19 protein-coding genes are annotated in these 18,445 nt (G+C 57.6%); 6 read left to right on the top strand and 13 right to left on the bottom strand.

Annotated elements, in window-relative coordinates:
* Window positions 1-88: 88 nt before the first annotated feature.
* Window positions 89-832 (top strand): SIMPL domain-containing protein, encoded by a 744-nt coding sequence (locus tag OQ287_RS03555; protein WP_265895603.1) that lies wholly within the window; start codon window positions 89-91, stop codon window positions 830-832.
* Between the two features lie 91 nt (window positions 833-923).
* On the opposite strand, the gene OQ287_RS03550 is transcribed toward OQ287_RS03555, so the two are convergent.
* Entirely contained in the window at window positions 924-2,372 is a 1,449-nt protein-coding gene (locus OQ287_RS03550) for a sodium-dependent transporter (RefSeq protein WP_265895602.1), read from the bottom strand.
* Window positions 2,373-2,524: 152 nt separating this feature from the next.
* Here OQ287_RS03550 and OQ287_RS03545 point away from each other — a divergent pair, with 152 nt between their 5' ends.
* Genes OQ287_RS03545 through OQ287_RS03535 form a run of 3 tightly spaced genes read left to right on the top strand, consistent with a single transcriptional unit; the run spans window position 2,525 to window position 4,987 of the window.
* Window positions 2,525-3,181 (top strand): potassium channel family protein, encoded by a 657-nt coding sequence (locus OQ287_RS03545; protein WP_250936631.1) that lies wholly within the window; start codon window positions 2,525-2,527, stop codon window positions 3,179-3,181.
* A 12-nt stretch (window positions 3,182-3,193) separates the two neighbouring features.
* Window positions 3,194-4,564: a TrkH family potassium uptake protein gene (locus OQ287_RS03540; protein WP_250936630.1), complete on the top strand. Its 1,371-nt coding sequence runs from the start codon at window positions 3,194-3,196 to the stop codon at window positions 4,562-4,564.
* Between the two features lie 51 nt (window positions 4,565-4,615).
* Window positions 4,616-4,987: a hypothetical protein gene (locus OQ287_RS03535; RefSeq protein ID WP_265895601.1), complete on the top strand. Its 372-nt coding sequence runs from the start codon at window positions 4,616-4,618 to the stop codon at window positions 4,985-4,987.
* Window positions 4,988-5,049: 62 nt separating this feature from the next.
* Here OQ287_RS03535 and OQ287_RS03530 read toward each other — a convergent pair whose 3' ends face one another.
* Together OQ287_RS03530 and slyA are read right to left on the bottom strand one after the other, a co-directional pair.
* Complete coding sequence (locus tag OQ287_RS03530; RefSeq protein WP_265895600.1) at window positions 5,050-5,358, bottom strand: MTH1187 family thiamine-binding protein; 309 nt, start codon at window positions 5,356-5,358, stop codon at window positions 5,050-5,052.
* A gap of 49 nt (window positions 5,359-5,407) precedes the next feature.
* Window positions 5,408-5,893, bottom strand: coding sequence for a transcriptional regulator SlyA (gene slyA / locus OQ287_RS03525; protein WP_250938025.1), 486 nt, complete (start codon window positions 5,891-5,893; stop codon window positions 5,408-5,410).
* Between the two features lie 216 nt (window positions 5,894-6,109).
* On the opposite strand from slyA, the gene OQ287_RS03520 reads away from it, so the two are divergent.
* The gene (locus tag OQ287_RS03520; RefSeq protein WP_265895599.1) at window positions 6,110-7,303 is read left to right on the top strand and encodes an amino acid aminotransferase; all 1,194 of its coding nucleotides are present in this window, start codon (window positions 6,110-6,112) and stop codon (window positions 7,301-7,303) included.
* Between the two features lie 31 nt (window positions 7,304-7,334).
* On the opposite strand, the gene OQ287_RS03515 is transcribed toward OQ287_RS03520, so the two are convergent.
* A complete protein-coding gene (locus OQ287_RS03515; protein WP_322974090.1) occupies window positions 7,335-8,678 on the bottom strand; it encodes an MATE family efflux transporter in 1,344 nt (447 codons plus the stop codon).
* A 108-nt stretch (window positions 8,679-8,786) separates the two neighbouring features.
* Complete coding sequence (locus OQ287_RS03510) at window positions 8,787-9,242, bottom strand: hypothetical protein (RefSeq protein ID WP_250936626.1); 456 nt, start codon at window positions 9,240-9,242, stop codon at window positions 8,787-8,789.
* 201 nt (window positions 9,243-9,443) lie between these two features.
* On the opposite strand from OQ287_RS03510, the gene OQ287_RS03505 reads away from it, so the two are divergent.
* Window positions 9,444-10,412 (top strand): LysR family transcriptional regulator, encoded by a 969-nt coding sequence (locus tag OQ287_RS03505; RefSeq protein WP_265895598.1) that lies wholly within the window; start codon window positions 9,444-9,446, stop codon window positions 10,410-10,412.
* Here the strand turns inward: OQ287_RS03505 and OQ287_RS03500 are convergent.
* The 8 genes from OQ287_RS03500 to truA form a co-directional block, all read right to left on the bottom strand.
* Complete coding sequence (locus tag OQ287_RS03500) at window positions 10,397-11,587, bottom strand: O-succinylhomoserine sulfhydrylase (RefSeq protein ID WP_265895597.1); 1,191 nt, start codon at window positions 11,585-11,587, stop codon at window positions 10,397-10,399. The two genes, OQ287_RS03505 and OQ287_RS03500, sit on opposite strands and share 16 nt — an antisense overlap.
* A 74-nt stretch (window positions 11,588-11,661) precedes the next feature.
* Window positions 11,662-13,182 carry an amidophosphoribosyltransferase gene (purF, locus tag OQ287_RS03495; protein ID WP_250936623.1) on the bottom strand — a complete coding sequence of 507 codons (1,521 nt, stop codon included), beginning with the start codon at window positions 13,180-13,182 and terminating at the stop codon, window positions 11,662-11,664.
* 36 nt (window positions 13,183-13,218) lie between these two features.
* Entirely contained in the window at window positions 13,219-13,752 is a 534-nt protein-coding gene (locus OQ287_RS03490; RefSeq protein ID WP_250936622.1) for a CvpA family protein, read from the bottom strand.
* A complete protein-coding gene (locus OQ287_RS03485; RefSeq protein WP_265895596.1) occupies window positions 13,749-14,510 on the bottom strand; it encodes an SPOR domain-containing protein in 762 nt (253 codons plus the stop codon). The genes OQ287_RS03490 and OQ287_RS03485 overlap by 4 nt, the downstream gene beginning before the upstream one ends.
* 44 nt (window positions 14,511-14,554) lie before the next feature.
* Window positions 14,555-15,838 carry a bifunctional tetrahydrofolate synthase/dihydrofolate synthase gene (gene folC, locus OQ287_RS03480; protein ID WP_265895595.1) on the bottom strand — a complete coding sequence of 428 codons (1,284 nt, stop codon included), beginning with the start codon at window positions 15,836-15,838 and terminating at the stop codon, window positions 14,555-14,557.
* Window positions 15,835-16,767, bottom strand: a complete 933-nt coding sequence (accD, locus tag OQ287_RS03475; RefSeq protein WP_265895594.1) for an acetyl-CoA carboxylase, carboxyltransferase subunit beta — start codon at window positions 16,765-16,767, stop codon at window positions 15,835-15,837. The genes folC and accD overlap by 4 nt, the downstream gene beginning before the upstream one ends.
* Window positions 16,768-16,922: 155 nt before the next feature.
* Complete coding sequence (locus tag OQ287_RS03470) at window positions 16,923-17,555, bottom strand: phosphoribosylanthranilate isomerase (RefSeq protein WP_265895593.1); 633 nt, start codon at window positions 17,553-17,555, stop codon at window positions 16,923-16,925.
* Entirely contained in the window at window positions 17,552-18,445 is an 894-nt protein-coding gene (gene truA / locus OQ287_RS03465; RefSeq protein ID WP_250936617.1) for a tRNA pseudouridine(38-40) synthase TruA, read from the bottom strand. Before truA ends, OQ287_RS03470 begins: the two co-directional genes overlap by 4 nt.

Raw genomic sequence — 18,445 nt, 5'->3', positions numbered from 1 at the left:
GTGCCAAAGGAGTTAAGTTAAAATATTTTGTCACATTGCCTTACAACTTTACCCTTGCCACTCACGTATCCATGGCCCGAGACCACCAATGAAAAATACTATCATTTACATGCCTTTGCTGGCATTGCTCCTTTTGCCTCTTCCCGGCCATGCTGCCGACACGCCCTCACCGGCCATTACCGTCAGTGCCGAGGCCAATATTGAGGCAGCGCCGGATCAAGTAAAACTGGACGCCTGGCTGGTCAATCACACGCCTTATACCACCATGGACACCGGGAATATGTCGTCAGCGCCGTTTGATGCTGCCCGCGACAAGGTCATGGCCCGTGCCACCGCACTGCTGGACGCGCTGAAAAAGGCCGGCATAGCCTCAAACGATATTCGCGCCGGAGCCGTGTCGGTAAACCGGCAGACACGGACTGAAAAGGACGACACCGTACAGACCCGATGGGAAATTACGCGACCGATCAGCATTACACTTCGACAACTGGATCACCTGCCACAGGTCGTCAATGCCCTGCTTGATCAACAGGTAGACCGACTGAGCGAGCCGGCCTTTGATACCAGTCAGCGTGCGGCACTTGAAGACAAGGCCCTGGCCAGCGCCATCACCCGGGCGCGCCAGAAGGCAGAAGCCATTGCACAGGCCTCCAGCGTACATCTGGGCCCCCTGGAGCAGGCTGATGCCTCCACTCCCGGGGCGCCACCCATGCCCCGCTACAGCATGATGCAGGCACGCTCGGCCAAGGAAAGTGCCCCGGCACTTGAACCTGGAATGATCAGCATCGAGGCCAGCGTCAACACCCGCTGGAGCATTCGCTCGGCGCCGTGACACCCGATGGAGATGGAAAGCAACGACAAGGGCCCCGCAAATGCGGGGCCCTTGTCGTTGAACATCATGTCCGTGGATCGGACTGCATGAGTCAGCCGGTCTGACGACGGCGCCAGACTTCACCGCCCAGAGCGAATACAGCAACCAGCGCAAGCAGGTACATCCACTGCTGCTCCAGGTCAATCGCCCACCAGCCAAGGGCGTCGATAAAGATCAATACAATGCCGACCGGGGTGATATAACGCAGCGCGAACTGCCACAACCCCCATACCAGTGAAGATACAGCCAGCTCATCCTTCAGGGCCTGCCGGTTGAAGACATATCCGGCCATGATGGCTGTCAGCAGACCACCCAGTGGCATCATCCAGCGCGACGTCAGATAGTCCAGCCAGTCAAACACCGTCTTGCCCCCTGGCGTCCAGTCGGCTCCTGCATTGAATGAAAGCATGGCCATCATGCTGATAATCCACAGCACAACGCCCACCATCACGCTGAGAGCACGCCGGCTGTACCGCGTATGCCGTTCAAGGAATGCAATGGTTGCCTCGACCATCGAGATGGAAGACGTCAGGGCCGCCAGCGAAAGCATGATAAAGAAAACGGTCGCGATGATGCCGCCAAATGGCATGTGATCGAACGCCATCGGCAGACTCATGAAGATAAGCCCCGGACCGGACGACGGATCCATGCCATTGGCAAAGATGATCGGGAAGATCGCAAGACCGGCCATCAGGGCAATCAGCGTATCGCACAGTGCCACAAGTACCGTCGTACTGGCGATGGAGCGATGAGCCGGCAGATAGGCGCCATAGGTCAGGATGGCACCGGAGGCCAGACTCAACGTAAAGAACGCATGCCCCAGTGCTGCCAGCAGGGCACCTGCCGTCAGCTTGCTCGGATCAAAGGCAAACAGGAACCGTGCGCCCTCACCGAAGCCGCCGGAAAAGAACGCATAAACGATCATGACGGCCAGCAGCACCACCAGACCTGGCATCATCCAGTTGACGTTCTTCTCGATACCTTCCTGCACCCCCTTGCCGACAATGAGCATCGTGATCAATGTCACCAGGGTACTCCATCCACCGAGCGTCCAGGGACTGGCGTTGGTTGCCCCGAACAGGGCCTGATAAGCCTCGACATTACCAAGTCCCAGCCCGCCACTGATGGATTTCCAGACATAGGACAATGCCCAGCCGGCCACCACTACATAAAAGCAGAGGATAAGGAACCCGCAGAGCATGGCCATCCAGCCAGTCAGCGACCAGAGCGGACTGCAGCGTGATTCGCGAGCCATTGCCTTCAAGGCGTCCACCGGACTGCCACGCCCCCGGCGCCCGAAGACGATCTCGGCCATCATTACCGGTACACCGATGGCCAGAATGCACGCAAGGTACACAAGTACAAAAGCAGCACCACCATATTCCCCGGTCATGTAAGGGAATTTCCAGATATTGCCAAGACCTACTGCCGACCCTGTTGCAGCAAGCACAAAGCCCCACCGACCGACCCATTGGGTGGTGGCTGTCGATGAATTGCTCATGTCCCTGTTCACTCATTTTGTTGTATCAATGCGCCCTGCTCGGTACGCGCAAGCCGAGCATTTTATCGCGAAGCCGCGAGCAGCGCGATACATGACACCACATCACCCGCTATGCTCCTATTCATTGTCCGTTGCTACTTCACAGGAATCACATGAGCCGTCAATTTGCCGTTATCGGACTGGGCTACTTCGGCAGCACAGTTGCACTTGAACTGCATCGCCAGAAACATGAGGTACTCGGCGTTGATCGCGACGAAAGACGCGTTGATCGACTGGCCGAACATATTACCCAGGCTGTTATTGCCGACCCCACCGATCAAAAGGCCCTGCAGGAATTGAACCTGAGCGAGTTCAATGCCGTACTGGTAGATGTGGATGACAGTATCGAAGCCAGCATGATGACCACCCTTTATCTCAAGGAGCTCAAGGTAAAGGAACTGTGGGTCAAGGCACTGAGCGATGATCACCATAAACTGCTGAGCTATATCGGCGCCGACCGTATTATTCATCCGGAATACGACATCGGTATCCGTGTAGCGGAAAGCCTCAGCTATCATGCGGTCATGGATTTCATTCATCTCGGTGATCAGCAGTACGTGGTGGAAATAGAGCTCACCGAGCGCCTGGTATCCAGCTGCAACACCATCGATGATCTGGGCCTCAAAAATGAGAAGGCCCGGGTAGTCGGCCTCAAGCAGGATGGAAAACTTCATTGCAGTCCGACCGGAGACATGGAAATACAGGCCGGCGGGCAACTGATATTGATGGGTGAACTGGATATCCTGCGCCAGTTCGGCGACAAACTGTAGGACAGACAAACCATGCCATTGCCCCACCCCCTGCAGCACTCCAAACGCAGCCATCTGTTCCGGCACCGAGCGCTGCAGCTCAATCCGCCACTGATGCTGCTGACCGGCTTTACCGTGCTGGCAATTCTGGGCACGCTTGCTCTTCAGCTTCCTGGCTCGACCACCATTTCGATTACCTGGATGGAAGCGCTGTTTACCGCCACATCGGCCATTACGGTCACAGGGCTTGGCGTCATGGATGTAGGCCAGCATCTGACCACCTGGGGTCAGGTGATCCTGTTGATTCTGATACAACTTGGCGGTCTGGGGTTCATGACCTTTGCAGCGCTCACCATGGTCTTTCTGGGCGCTCGCCTGCCGATCCAGCAACAGAACGTGGTCAGGGAATCACTCAACCAGTCTTCCTACAGTGATTTACTGCAACTGGTACGGCTGGTCATTGTGTTTGCCCTGGTGGTCGAGCTGCTGACAACCCTGCTGCTGGCCATTGCATGGGTGCCCGATCTCGGCTGGCACAAGGGACTGTGGTACAGCGTGTTTCATGCCATTTCCGCCTTCAACAATGCCGGGTTTTCACTGTGGAGTGACAGCCTGGTCCATTACGCTGGCTCACCACTGGTAACACTGACCATTACCGCTTCCTTCATCATCGGTGGTCTGGGCTTTGCCGTCGTGCAGGAACTGCTCAAGCATCGCAGGCACACGCCCTGGTCAATGCAGACGCGCCTTGTCATTCTGACCACCGTCGGGCTGAACGTCGTCGGCACCCTGATGTTTGCCCTTCTCGAATGGCATAATCCGCACACGCTGGGGGGGATGCCCTCGTTGAGCGACAAGTGGCTGGCGGCCTGGTTTCAGGCCGTGACACCACGCACCGCCGGATTCAATACCATCGATACAGGTGACCTGACCACGCCCAGCAGCCTGTTGACCATGCTGTACATGTTCATCGGCGGCGGACCCGGCTCTACCGCCAGCGGCATCAAGGTCACGACCTTTGTCGTGCTGCTGTTGACCGCACGCGCCTTCCTGAGAGGGTCGACGGAACCAGTCATCTTCAGCCGACGCATTTCAAGCGAAATCGTTTTCAAGGCGGTCGCCGTTGCCCTGAGCGCAATGATCCTGGTATTTACGGTACTGTTCGGGTTGAGTATCACCGAGCCAGGCAAACCGTTTCTGGATCTGGCCTTTGAAACCGTATCAGCGTTCGGCACGGTAGGTCTGTCGCGCGGAGTCACGCCACATCTCAGTGGTGAGGGTCAGCTACTGCTGGTATTGACCATGCTGCTCGGCCGCGTCGGATCGCTGTCACTGGGGTACTTTCTGGCCACGCGGCAAACCCCGGGGCTTCGCTATGCCAAGGGCAGGATTCAGATTGGTTGATCAACCATGCCGAGAAGCGCCATGAGCCCATTTAATGCACAAGGAATGACCATGACTACCCTTCGTACGCCTGCCTCGCTGGCGCTTCTTCTGCTGAGCCCACTGCTGCTGTCAGGCTGCGCATCAACCGGAACCGATATGGCTTCAGCTCAGGCTCGCCCACATGCCATCGCAGCCATGGATGCCGATCGGGACGTCGCCCTGGCCGAAGCAGCATCACAGGCAAGCACCTATTGCAAACGCATGGACCGCTCTGACTATACGGTGATCGATCAGACGATTGAAGCTCCGGCCGATGGGCCGGGCGCCATCATGGCGAGCGCCCGCCAGAAAGATGCAATGATCAGTGAAGACACGGACCTTGAAGCAGCAACTCAGGAAGGTGATGGCTTTCAGGTCAACTGGCTTGTCCGCTGCAGCTGACATCACTCGACATGCACGAGCAGTAAAAGGATGCCCCTGCCGAATAACCTGTCAGGCTCCTGTTACTGCTCACCGGACAACACCTGCTCAACACTGGTTACCTTGTCATCCATGCTCTGATGACGGTCTGTACGCGTACCCAGCTTCATGGTGGTTGTAATACGCGGCGCCCCTGCCTCGTGTACAGCCTCATGGCAGCGCTTGACTACCGCCATGACCGCATCCCATTCGCCTTCGATATTGGTGCCATAGGCATGCATTCGATACGACAGGCCGGCCGCATAAATCTCACGCTGGCAAAGGGCAACGTAGCTTGATACGGAAACGCCGACGCCCAGTGGCACCACGCATAAATCGATAATGACGTGCATGATTCACTCCTCTGATGATGATTCAGCCTCGCTCACTTAATTCCTGCCACTACGATGAGCGCTCTTCTGCCTTATCGCAGCAGCCGGGTGTATCACCCTGGGTAATATCAACGGTATTGGATGCAATCCGCGCGATCATGCCCTCGAGTATTGCCACCTCGTCCGCTGAAAACCCCTGAAGAAGGTGCTGATGGACTTCATGAGAACGCCCCTGAATGGCCTGCATGAGCACACGTCCTTCATCGGTAAAGTGAATCGTACGGGCACGACGGTCATTGTCACAGCGATGCCGTGTGATGAGATCCTGCTTTTCAAGACAGTCCAGTGTGCGCATCAGTGACGGAAGCTCGATGCCTACATGCTGGGCAAGGCAGGATTGTGTCGTGCCTTCACCAAGTCGGGAAAGATGCAGCAGTGCCACCCAGCGCGCCTGAGTCAATCCCAGCGGCTCCATTGCCTTGTCGACGGCAGCTCGCCAGCCCCGCGTCATCATGGCCAGCTGCATGCCCAGACTCATTTGCTCGAATTCATCCATATTGATCACGTCAACAGCCCCTCCGCGGGCAGATAAATACCTTTGCCAGACACGATACCTTGCATGCTCAGTTTATCCTAGCACGTCCCCGGGAGGCATCGGAGATCAGCAGTCCAACACTGCCTGGTGCGGGGTAGCACATGACACGTTATGATAAATGTGCAACGACGTTCGAGCGTCTTTTTCCTTTGGCAACAGTGAGGCTTTGGCATCAACATGTTTGAGCACATAGAGCGCGTACCCGGTGATGCGATTCTCGGATTGATCGAGGCCTTCAAGAAGGACACCAATCCTCGCAAGGTGGATCTGGGGGTGGGTGTATATCGCGATGCACATGGCAACACACCGGTACTCAAGTCGGTCAAGGCCGCAGAAGAGCGCCTTCTTGAACAGGAGGAGACCAAAAGCTACATCGGGTCTCACGGTGACCCGGCCTACGGTAATGCCATCCTGTCGCTGGTACTGGGTGAAGGCTCCCCCCTTCTGACCGACAAACGCGCCAGCGCTACCCAGTCACCCGGCGGGACCGGCGCCCTGCGCCTGGCGGCGGACTTCATTCGCACCAACCTGCCCGGCAAGGCCATCTGGATGAGCAATCCGACATGGCCCAACCATCACGGCATTTTTGATGCTGCCGGTATCGAACGCCATAGCTACCCGTATGTCAGCGCGTCAAATACGCTGGACTTTGACGGCATGATGGACAGCCTTGGCCGGATCCCGGAAGGTGATATCGTGCTGCTGCATGCGTGTTGCCACAACCCTTCCGGGTTTGACCTGGACAAACAGCAATGGCAGCAGGTGCTGAATGTGGTCAAGCAGCGCAACCTGATGCCCCTGATCGACTTCGCCTATCAGGGGTTCGGCGATGGGCTGGACGAGGATGCCTACGGCGTACGCCTGTTGGCAGAACAGCTGGATGAAGTGATCATTACCAGCTCATGCTCCAAGAATTTCGGCCTGTATCGCGAGCGCACCGGCTGCTTGATTCTGGTTGCCAAAAACGAAGAGCAGATGAATAACGTACGCTCTCAGGTGGCCATCGTTGCACGGGAAAACTACTCCAACCCGCCGTCCCATGGCGCGGCCGTCGTCAGCACCATCCTGGGGGACGAGGCACTCCGTGGCATGTGGCTGGAAGAAGTCGATGACATGCGGGGACGCATCAACCAGTTGCGCTCCGGCTTTGTTGATGCCATGGCCCCTCATGGTCTGGCGGAAAAATTCGACTTTATCAAGCAGCAACGCGGCATGTTTTCCTACACAGGCTTGAGCAGGGACCAGGTGGAGCGGCTCCGAAACGATTACAGCATTTACATGGTCAGTTCCGGGCGTGCCAATGTCGCCGGCCTGTCCAGTGATGTTCTCGAATATGTCGCCCAGGCAATTGCTGACGTCTCCGACACCTGAGAGGTGACAGGCCAGCCCCCTGAACACGCCGCTATGACGCGGCGTGTTTTTGTTTCAGCCCTCGATAGAACATGCTGCCGGCCAGCAGCCCCGCCAGCACATTGCCGATTCCGGCCCCGGCAGCAATACCCCAGATCCCTGCCACCCAGGCGCCTATAGCCACACACGGCAGATAGCAGACAAACAGCCGAGCAAAGGCAATGATCATGGCGCGTCGAGGCCATCCGAGTGCGTTACTGGATGAGACAACCACCATGCAAAGCCCCAGCAGGGCATAACTTGGCAACATGAACGGAATCAGAATGGAAAGCGCATGGCTCACCTCGTCATCGGCCGCCATCCAGTGCGACAACCAGGGCGAGGCACCCGCCATGACCACTCCTACCACCAATTGCCAGACCAGCACTACCTTGAAGCTCAAGATCATCAGGTCGTGGATTTCATTCCATCGCCCTGCCCCGAAGCACCGCCCCAGCCAGGGAGGAAGCGACATGGTCAAGGCCAGCACCGCCAGTAGCGCAAAATTCTCCATTCGATTGGCCAGGCCCCAGGCGGCCACGGCCGCATTACCCTGAGTAGCGACAATCGAGGTTGCCAACAGCGCAGCCAGAGGTGGCATCAACTGGGTAATCATGGCCGGCCCGGCAATACCGGTAAACTCTCGCCAGGAGACGCGCCACTCCTCCTTGATACCTGCCAGCGTCAACCAGTCACGTCGGCTCAGGGCGACCCCCACGATCATCAGCCCTGCGGTAAAGGAAATCATGGTCGCCCAGGCCGCACCCGGCAGACCAAGATCGGGAAACGGGCCCATACCAAAGATCAAAAGCGGGTCCATAACGACGTTGATCAGGCTGGTAATCACCATCACAAGCCCCGGAAACCGGGTATATCCATGTGCCCGAAACAGGCTATAGCCCAGATACAGCATGGCGCCGATCCAGCTTGTAACCAGCCAGGGTGCCCAGTAGGCATCGATCAATCCACTCAGGCTGTCCTGTGCTCCCATGGCCGAGAAGATCGGGCGCCGTAACCACCACAACAGCATCATCACCAGAGCAAGGGTGACGCCCCCGCCGATCATTACCAGACTCCCCAAACGATGAGCCCGAGCCTTTTCGTCCCGGCCGAGAGCTCGAGAAATCAGTGCGGCTGTCGCAATACCAATACCTACCTGAATGCCGATGACAATAAAGGAGACCGGCATGGTAAAGGACTGAGCCGCCAGCGGTGCCGTCCCCAGGTGAGCGACAAAAAGGCTGTCTACCAGATTGAATCCCAGCAGGGACATGACCCCAATAGCCATTGGCCAGGTGGTCTGCCAAAGCTGAGCCCCCATGGGGGAAAGAGGAGAAGTCGACGTCGAACGGGACACACAATGCTCCTGACAAACACATAAAAAAGCCGCTATCCAAGGATAACGGCAGTCGATACGGCATGATAACGCGTTGCCGGGCAAGACAGAACCTTGCCCTTGCGGAATTTACAGGCGATCAAGATGCAGCTGGTAGGAAGCATCGGTGTGATTTTCGTTATGGAGCGTCTGTCCATTGACCTGAACCAGGTAATCCCCTGCCGCCAGAGGCTGGCTGAGCTTGAAGTTACCGCCATCGGAATTGATGGCTGTGGCCACCAGCTCACGCTGCTCATTGAATACCTTTGCACTCAAGCGATAGCTGTCGCCATGGTCACCTGCAAAGTGGCTGCTTGACAGCACAATGGTCTGCGGCTGGCTGACATGGATCAGAAACTGATTCGGGTGGCCCTGAGTCGCCATACGAGTGTCACTCCAGCCCTGCTTGAGCACTTCTACATTCTCACCGGTAGTGCTGGCATTGAGCATCCCTTCCTGAGCGCGCGTCGCGGTAGAGGCAACAGCGTGGGTGGCAGTTGCTGCCAGCAGGGCACCTGAAAGAACGATAGTGAGAAGATTACGCATACTGTGTACTCCTTGCATTTTTCTTGATAAAACTCGCTTTTGATGAGAAAAAGCCGGCACCATCGGCCTTGAGCCAGGTGCTGATGACGCTCTCATCGAATGACAAGAAGTTTAGTGTGCTAACTAAGATGTTGGAACAGAGCAGGCGGCATTACAGTAGTGCCGTTTTGGCAACAATAACTATAACTACAGGGGATAAGCATGGAACGAAGCACACGACTGCTTCTCTTCATGGATGTCGTGGATGCCGGCAGCTTTACGCGGGCGGCAGATCTAAGGCAGGTCAATCGCTCCGTCATTTCCAAGCAGATCCGGGCACTGGAAAGTGAGCTGAAGGTGCAGCTGTTCAATCGCTCTACGCGAAGCGTCTCGCTGACGGACATCGGCCAGGAAATCTATCGTCGCGGCCTGAAGATGCGGGAAGCCCTGGACGAAACATCAGACGTCATCAATGCCTATCAGACAGAGCCGATGGGGTCGCTCAGGATTTCCTGCCCGGTACACTTCGGGCGACGCCATGTCGCCAGCGGCCTGCGACTTTATCTACAGCGCTACCCGCACATGCAGATCGAAATGCGTCTGGACGATACACTGGTCGATCTGATTGGTGGCGGTTTCGATCTCGGCATACGCATCAGTCCGATGAACGATTCCAACCTGATTGCTCGCCATCTGGCGCGCCATCAGCGCGTGCTGTGTGCCAGCCCGGCCTTTGTGGCGCAGCACGGCATGCCACAGACACTGAAAGAATTGATTGCCCTGCCTGCGGCAGTGTACTCGCGAGATGGCTTCGAGCTTGATCGGCTGCGCTATATTGATGATGAAGGTATCGAACGCAGCCTGCGGGTGATCCCGAAGATCAAGACCAATGACCCGGAGATCCTGCGCAATGCCATCATGGCAGGTGTGGGATATGGCATGACATCTGGATTTCAGGTCGGAGAGGACCTGCGGGACGGGCAACTGGTGCCCTTACTGCCGGACTTGCGTCTGGCAGATGCCCCGCCCGTGCAGATCGTTTATCCGCACCGGCGGTATCTCCCCCAGAAAACCAGACGCTTTATCGAGTGCCTGCAGGAAGCAGTGGGCACACCACCGTTCTGGGAAAAGTGGTTGCCGGCTCGGGGGCCGGCAACGGCACTGGACGCAGAGGATCAGCCGCCGAGCTGATCAAGCCCTCGGGCCAGATCAGCCTTCAGATCCTCAAGTGCTTCAATACCGACTGAAATACGTAAAAGGCCATCACTGATTCCGGCGATGCGTCGCTGCTCATCGGAAAGCTTGCCATGAGTCGTGGTGGCCGGATGCGTAATGGTGGTTTTGGTATCCCCCAGATTTCCGGTGATCGACATCAACCGTGTCGCATCAACTACCGACCAGGCGTTTTCCCTTCCTCCCTTGATCTCCACACCGAGTACCGCACCAAATCCACTTTGCTGCTGTACCGCCAGGGCGTGCTGAGCATGATGCTCAAGCCCTGCGTAGTGCACTCGCTCAACGGAGGGATGCGCTTCAAGCCAGTGCGCCAGCGCGAGAGCATTGTCGCAATGAGCCTTCATGCGCAATGACAGGGTTTCAAGCCCCTTGAGAAAAATCCAGGCATTGAACGGACTCATGCATGGTCCACAGGTACGTACCACCCCGTAGAGTTTTTCAAGGGTATCGTGATCGCCAACAATCGCACCGCCGATGGCACGCCCCTGCCCGTCCAGAAACTTGGTAGCCGAGTGAATGACCAGATCAGCCCCGAGTGACAGTGGCTTTTGCAGCGCAGGCGTACAAAAACAGTTATCGATCACCAGCTTGATGTCATGGCGATGTGCTACATCCGCCAGGCGGCGGATATCAACCAGTTCCTGCAGCGGATTGGAAGGCGTTTCAGCAAAGAACAGCCGGGTTTTCGGCGTCACGGCGGCTTCCCAGGCCGATAGATCCGACAGGGGGACATATCGAATGACGACCCCGAATTTGGCCAGGTACTTGTCAAAAAGACCAATGGTTGAGCCAAACAGTGACCGGGAGGCTACAATTTCGTCCCCGGATTCAAGCAGTCCCAGCGCCATGGAAAGGATCGCTGACATGCCGGAGCTTGTCGCAACACACCGCTCGCCCCCCTCCATGGCGGCCAGTCGACGCTCGAACGTATGAACCGTCGGGTTGGTGAACCGCGAATAGACGTTACCGGCCTCTTCACCGGAAAACTTGCGGGCAGCCTCGGCAGCACTGCTGTATACGAAGCTTGATGTCGTGAAAATCGGCTCACCGTGTTCCTGCTCGAAGGTGCGCTCGTGTCCGGCACGCACGGCCAGGGTATCCGGATGCCATTGCGGGTGTTCGTTGTCCATGAATCGTCCTTGTTACTGCCATGCAAAGACCGGCCTGGCCCGTCGCCGCCCTGTAGCGACGACGGGGAAAGCCATTACTCGACTTCTTCGATATCGTTGTGCATCTCGACCACGGCGCTGCTCACGGACCCGCCATGTCGAGCAGCATCATTGCGCGCGGCTTCCAGCCGAGCCAGGTAGTCGCCATCGATATCACCGGTCACGTACTGACCATCGAAGACGGAGCAGTCAAAGGCTTCCAGAGCCGGATTGATCTCGCGACAGGCATCCTTGAGGTCTTCGAGGTCCTGATAGATCAAGCGGTCCGCCCCGATCAGCGTACAGACCTCCTCGTCGGTGCGATCATGACCAATCAGCTCCATGGCCACCGGCATGTCGATACCATAGACGTTCGGGTAACGCACTGCGGGGGCCGCCGACGCAAAGTAGACCTTTTTGGCTCCGGCCTCACGCGCCATCTGGATGATTTCCTGGCAGGTTGTGCCGCGTACAATCGAATCATCCACCAGCAGCACGTTCTTGCCGTCGAATTCGACATCCATGGCATTGAGCTTCTGACGCACCGACTTCTTGCGCTGCGTCTGCCCCGGCATGATAAAGGTACGACCGATGTAGCGGTTCTTGACGAAGCCTTCCCGGTACTTCACCCCCAGATACTGGGCAAGCTCCAGCGCCGCGGTACGGCTGGTATCCGGAATAGGGATCACCACGTCGATATCGTGGTCAGGCCATTCACGCTCCACCTTCAGCGCCAGCTTCTGCCCCATCCGCATGCGGGTCCCGTACACGTTGGCCCCGTCCATGATGGAGTCCGGGCGGGCAAGGTATACATATTCAAAGATGCAGGGCCGCAGCCGGGCCGATTCGGAGCATTGCTGCATGAACATTTCGCGATCGTTATTGATAAAGACCGCTTCACCCGGAGCAAGGTCGCGAATCAGTTCGAACCCGGCCACATCCAGCGCCACGGATTCTGACGCAATCATGTATTCCGGCTGACCACCTTCGATACAACGCTTGCCGACAACAACCGGACGAATGCCATTGATATCGCGAAAGGCCACCATGCCCAGGTCACTGATGATCGAAACCGCAGCATACCCACCCCGGCACCGACGATGGACCCGACGTACGGCATCGAACACATCTTCGGCATCAAGGCGATGGCCCTGCTTGCCAAGCTCATGAGCAAACACATTCAACAGGACTTCCGAATCGGAGCGTGTATTGATGTGGCGTAGATCGGTATTGAACAGCTCCTTGACCAACTGATCCGAGTTGGTCAGGTTGCCGTTGTGCACCAGCGTGATGCCATAGGGAGAATTGACATAAAACGGCTGGGATTCAGCTTCGGAAGAAGAACCGGCAGTGGGATAACGAACATGCCCGATACCGATATTCCCCTGCAGGCGCTTCATGTGACGAGTGTGAAATACATCCCGCACCAGCCCATTGCTCTTGCGAAGAAAAAAGCGACCATCATCCCAGGTCATCATTCCGGCGGCGTCCTGGCCGCGGTGTTGCAGCACAGTCAGCGCATCGTAGAGCGCCTGATTGACCATGGAGTTGCCCATAAGGCCGACAATACCGCACATCAGTACACCCTCGCTTTATAGATCATGACGACATTCCTATCCGGATGTGTCAGTAGCAGTGGATGATGTTGCCTGAACATCACCCGCGTTTTCCTGTTCCCAATTGTCCCAGTGCGCCATCAGCGCATCACGTGCCTGACCGACCAGTGGTCGAAGCTGTGACTGCTGCCAGTCCGGCGCATCCCGCCATGGGGTAAGCCCGACTACCGCGGAGATGAGCACCAGCACCGCAGCCCCACGAAGTGCCCCGAACAGGGCTCCCAGCAACCGATTGAAGCGCCCCATGCCGGCCCATTCAATGACCGCATCAAGAAAGCGAATCAGCATGCCCGAGACAACAATGACCACAAACACCACGATCACGAAGCCGATCGCAAGGCGCATGTTGGCACTGGCGACATAATCACGAAAGATTTCGCCAGCCGGGCCGGCAAACATTCTGGCAGCGACAAGCGCAGCAAGCCAGGCCAGCAGGCCCAACCCCTCGCGAATGAATCCCTTTGCCATGCCGGAAAGTACGGAGATCAGCAGTACCGCAGCAAAGGCCCAGTCAATCCAGGTCCAGCTCATTCGTCATCCTTGCGACGCACGACCAGCCCCTTGATATTGGCCTGCTGTTGTAACTGAGTGCTGGCCTTTTCTGCCGACTCACTGCTGTCATAGGGTCCAACCAGTACGACGGTCAAATTGTTGCGTGCCAGGGTATAGACCGGGAAGTGATTACCTTTGAGCTTGTCGGCCAGCCCCTTGGCATACTCCGGATTACTGAAGCTGCCGGACTGTACCGCCCAGCCGCCGCCACTGACGGCTGACGGTGGATTACCCGAACCATCCGATCCCTTGCGTGCGGCTTCAAGAATGGGGTCGTTTTCAGCACTGTGACGCGCACGGGCATCAGCGCTTTCCCTGTCCGCCGGAGCACGCTCACGACCTGAGGAAGGCGGCGTCTGCCTGGACGAGGAAGCCTGTGAGGATGAAGACGCCTGAGACGAAGGCGTGGACGTCTCCGTACTGTCCTCATCCGCCGGAAGGACAGGTTCACTGGGAATCGCGTCAGGTGGCGGCATATCATCCGTATTACCTGGCGCAGGCTCACCTTCAGCCATACCGGTATTGACACCGGCGTCAATGCCCTGGGTGTCCTGCGGCGGTTGAGGGGCCGGTACGCTCTGATCCTCCGGCATATCGATCGGCTGTTCGATGGTCAGAGTGGGCTCGGGCCCGCCGCTGTCACTGTCCGGCTTATCGAACAGTATCGGAAGAAAGATAACGGCCAGCGCCACCAGCACTACTGCACCAATGATGCGCTCACGCTTCCCGTATTTCATGATATCTCCTTGCCCAGTAAATCCGACTCATCGTACGGCGACGTTCACACCGAGGTCGACATGACCGCAAGTGCATCAGCCACCGTGAAAAAAGACCCGCACACCAGAACGTCTGCCGATGGATGATCGGATGACGCCAGCACGTTACTGACCGCCTTGCCCGGCGTCTCGTGGCAGGCTGTCACGTGACCACCCAGCCGCTGAACCTCCAGGGCAAGCGAGGCGGCGTCGCGGGCACGCTCACCGGGCAGACCAGCCACTCTCCATTCGTCCACCACCGGCATCAGGGCGCGAATAACGCCCTCGGCATCCTTGTCACCCAGCATGGCAAGAATGCAGATGCGATGCCCGGGCGGACGCTGGCACAGCCGCTGCGCCAGATATCCGGCGGCATGAGGGTTATGTGCCACATCCAGGCACCACTGACGACCGGCACGATGCAGCCACTGCATGCGCCCCGGTAATTCCACCTGTTTGAAGGCCTGCTCGACGGCACTGGCCGTCAGCGAAACGTCAGCCAGCATCAAAGCCTGAAGCGCAGTCGCAGCATTATCCAGAGGCAGTCCAGGGTCAGGAAGATCGCTCAGCCCGACACGCTCTCCATCGGTATCACGCCCCTGCCAGTGCCAAAACTCGCCATCAGGCTCGGTACGGCGAAAGTCCTGTCCCAGACAGTAAACCGGCACGGCACCAATCTCTTCTGCATGGGCGGCCACGGACGACGGCAGATGCTCACTGCCCAGCACCGCCGGGCGGCCGGCACGCATGATACCGGCCTTTTCGCGGCCGATATTCTGAAGATCGTTGCCAAGATAATCAGCATGATCCTGTGCCACGGTAGTGACCACGGCCACATCGGCATCCACCAGATTAACGGCGTCAAGCCGGCCACCCAGGCCAACTTCCAGCACCGCTATATCGGGGGCATCCTGCTGAATCAACCAAAGCGCTGCCAGTGTGCCGGCTTCGAAATACGTCAGGGAGGTTTCGCCGCAGGCGTCATCGATTGCTTCAAAGGCACGCACCAGCTCGGCATCACGCACCAGGCCATCCGACAGCCTGATCCGCTCGTTATAGTGCAGAAGATGCGGAGAGGTATACACCGCACAACGCAGACCATGATGGCTTGCCAGCGCATTCAACATTGCTACGGTAGAGCCCTTGCCATTGGTACCGGCCACCGTGACCACCCGATCGGCAATGGGCCTGTCGGTCAGGCCCAGCCGATCAGCAACAACACGAATGCGGTCCAGCCCCATGTCTATGGCGACCGGGTGGCGGCGCTCAAGCAGCGTCAACCACTGTTCCAGCGTCCGGCCACTACTCATGATGGCGTAGAAACGTCGCCGTCAGCCCGGTCTGCCTCAACGGGTTCTACGGGCTCGTCATCGAGAGCCGTCATGGGCTGATGGGTCATGATGCTCAGTACATTATGAAGCCGATCGCGCATTTCACTGCGATGCACAATCATGTCGACCGTGCCATGCTCCAGCAAAAACTCACTGCGCTGAAAGCCTTCCGGCAGTTTTTCACGCACGGTCTGTTCAATGACACGCGGGCCGGCAAAGCCGATCAGGGCATTGGGCTCTGCCACGTTCAGATCACCCAGCATGGCGAGTGACGCGGACACACCGCCGAATACCGGATCCGTCAGTACGGAAATATAGGGAATACCGGCCATGCGCAGGCGCTCAAGTGCTGCAGAAGTCTTGGCCATCTGCATCAGCGAGAACAGGGCTTCCTGCATGCGAGCACCGCCACTGGCCGCAAAACAGATCAACGGACGCTGCTCTTCAAGGGCGATGGTGGCGGCACGTGCGAATTTTTCACCGACCACACTACCCATGGACCCCCCCATGAAATTGAACTCGAACGCTACGGTCACCACCGGGAGCTGCTTGAGCGTGCCTTTCATGGCGATCAGAGCATCGTTTTCGCCCGTCCCTTTCTGGGCTGCGGCCAGACGATCCTTGTACTTCTTCGAATCACGAAACTTCAGGCGATCCACTGGTTCGAGGTCCGTCAGCACTTCGTCCCGGCCATCTTCATCCAGAAACCAGGCCAGACGCTTGCGGGCGTTCAGGCGCAGATGATGATCACATTTCGGGCAAACGTGGCTGTTACGCTCGAGCTCGGGCCGATACAGCACAGCTTCACATTTGGGGCACTTGTGCCACAGTCCATCCGGGATATTGTTGCGGCGATCAGCGCGCTGCGTACGTCCCATGGACGGGACAATTTTATCCAGCCAGCTCATAACGCAAAGGATTCCGTATTCAGATTCAAACTGTCACACCCGGACATGCCGGATGCCTGATAATCAGATAACGCTGCCAAACAGCGACGCCGCATGCGGCTATAACCAAAGGCGTGAGTTTATCGCAAGGGGCGGCGTCATGCATTTCAAATACACTAATATGGTGCCATTTCGGCTTGTCTGACCGCATCAATAAAGCCTTCAAGGCGCTCGGCGCTCTTTTGACCAGGTGACTGTTCAACACCACCTGAAACATCCACGGCAAACGGGTGCGCAGTTCGGATGGCCAGGCCAACATTATCCGCCGTCAACCCGCCTGCCAGCACGATACGCCCTCGACCGGCGACAGGTACTCGCGCCCAGTCAAAGGCTTCACCGGTCCCCCCGGGCACACCCGGACGATAGGCATCAAGCAGAATGCCCTGCGCCTGGTGGTATCGATCCATGGCGGCCTCGACATCAAGGTCGTCCTTCATCCGCAGCGCCTTGAGCCAGGGACGGCCATAAAGCCGACAGGCCTCCGGCGGCTCATCGCCGTGAAACTGCAGCATATCGAGAAACGGGAGACAGGCGGCGATCAACTCCGCCGACTGGTCCACGAACAGACCTACTCGCGTTACAAAAGGAGGGACACGGGCAGACAGGGCTTGCAGTGTGTCCGGCTCGATGGCTCTGCGACTACCCGGCCACAGCACAAATCCAAGCGCATCAGCCCCTGACATCACGGCGTGATCCACATCCTCGGGACGCGTCAATCCGCAGATCTTGATACGACAACGCTGGTTCATGAATGCCTCCTGTGTTGCGTAACGGCATTGACGGGCACTGCACGTTCACCACTCCACTCACCGGTATGCCATAGAAATGAAGGGCCGAGCGGTTCTGCAGGCAGACCGTAATAATCGTCATAACAGCTGTCGATGAAATAAAGGCCGGCTGCCGGAGCCGTGATGCCACCTATCGTCCGATCTCGCCCTTGCAGCACTTCCTCGGCCCAGGCCACCGGACGACTCCTGTCGCCGATGGCCATCAGCACACCGGCAATATTGCGTACCATATGGTGCAGAAAGGCATTTCCCTGAATATCGATCACCACCAGCGGCCCATGCCGGCTAACCTCAAGATGGTGCAGAAATCGCCAGGGAGTGACGGATTGACAGCTGGAAGCCCGATAGGCGGAAAAATCATGCTCGCCAACCAGTGCCTGTCCCGCCTGGTGCATCAACTCGTGATCCAGCGGCGTACGATGCCAGGTCACGCGATCATGCTCAAGGGCCGGCGGCGACGCGCGGTTATAGATGACATACCGATAGCGCCGGCCAAGAGCACTGAAGCGGGCGTGAAAGTCCGAGGGAACTTCGCGAATCCAGTGAATGGTGATGTCCCGCGGCAATATGGCGTTTGCCCCCATCATCCAGGCTTTTTCAGTCCGGGGAGACGGGGCGTCAAAATGGGCAATCTGCCGGGTGGCGTGCACGCCCGAGTCTGTTCGACCACTGCTGAGCACTTCCACCTCCGCGGCAGCAATACGAGACAGTGCCCTTTCAAGCGCTGCCTGTACGGATGGGCCATGCTGCAGACGTTGCCAGCCCATGTATTGCTGGCCATTGTACTCAATGCCCAACGCAAGACGCCCCGTCATCGGGGCGGTTTCATCCAGAAAATCAAACAGGGACAT

The sequence above is a fragment of the Larsenimonas rhizosphaerae genome (assembly GCF_026240105.1).
Lineage (GTDB): Bacteria > Pseudomonadota > Gammaproteobacteria > Pseudomonadales > Halomonadaceae > Larsenimonas > Larsenimonas rhizosphaerae.
The sequence above is the reverse complement of the archived record's forward strand: the minus strand, read 5'-3'. Positions and strand labels throughout refer to the sequence as shown.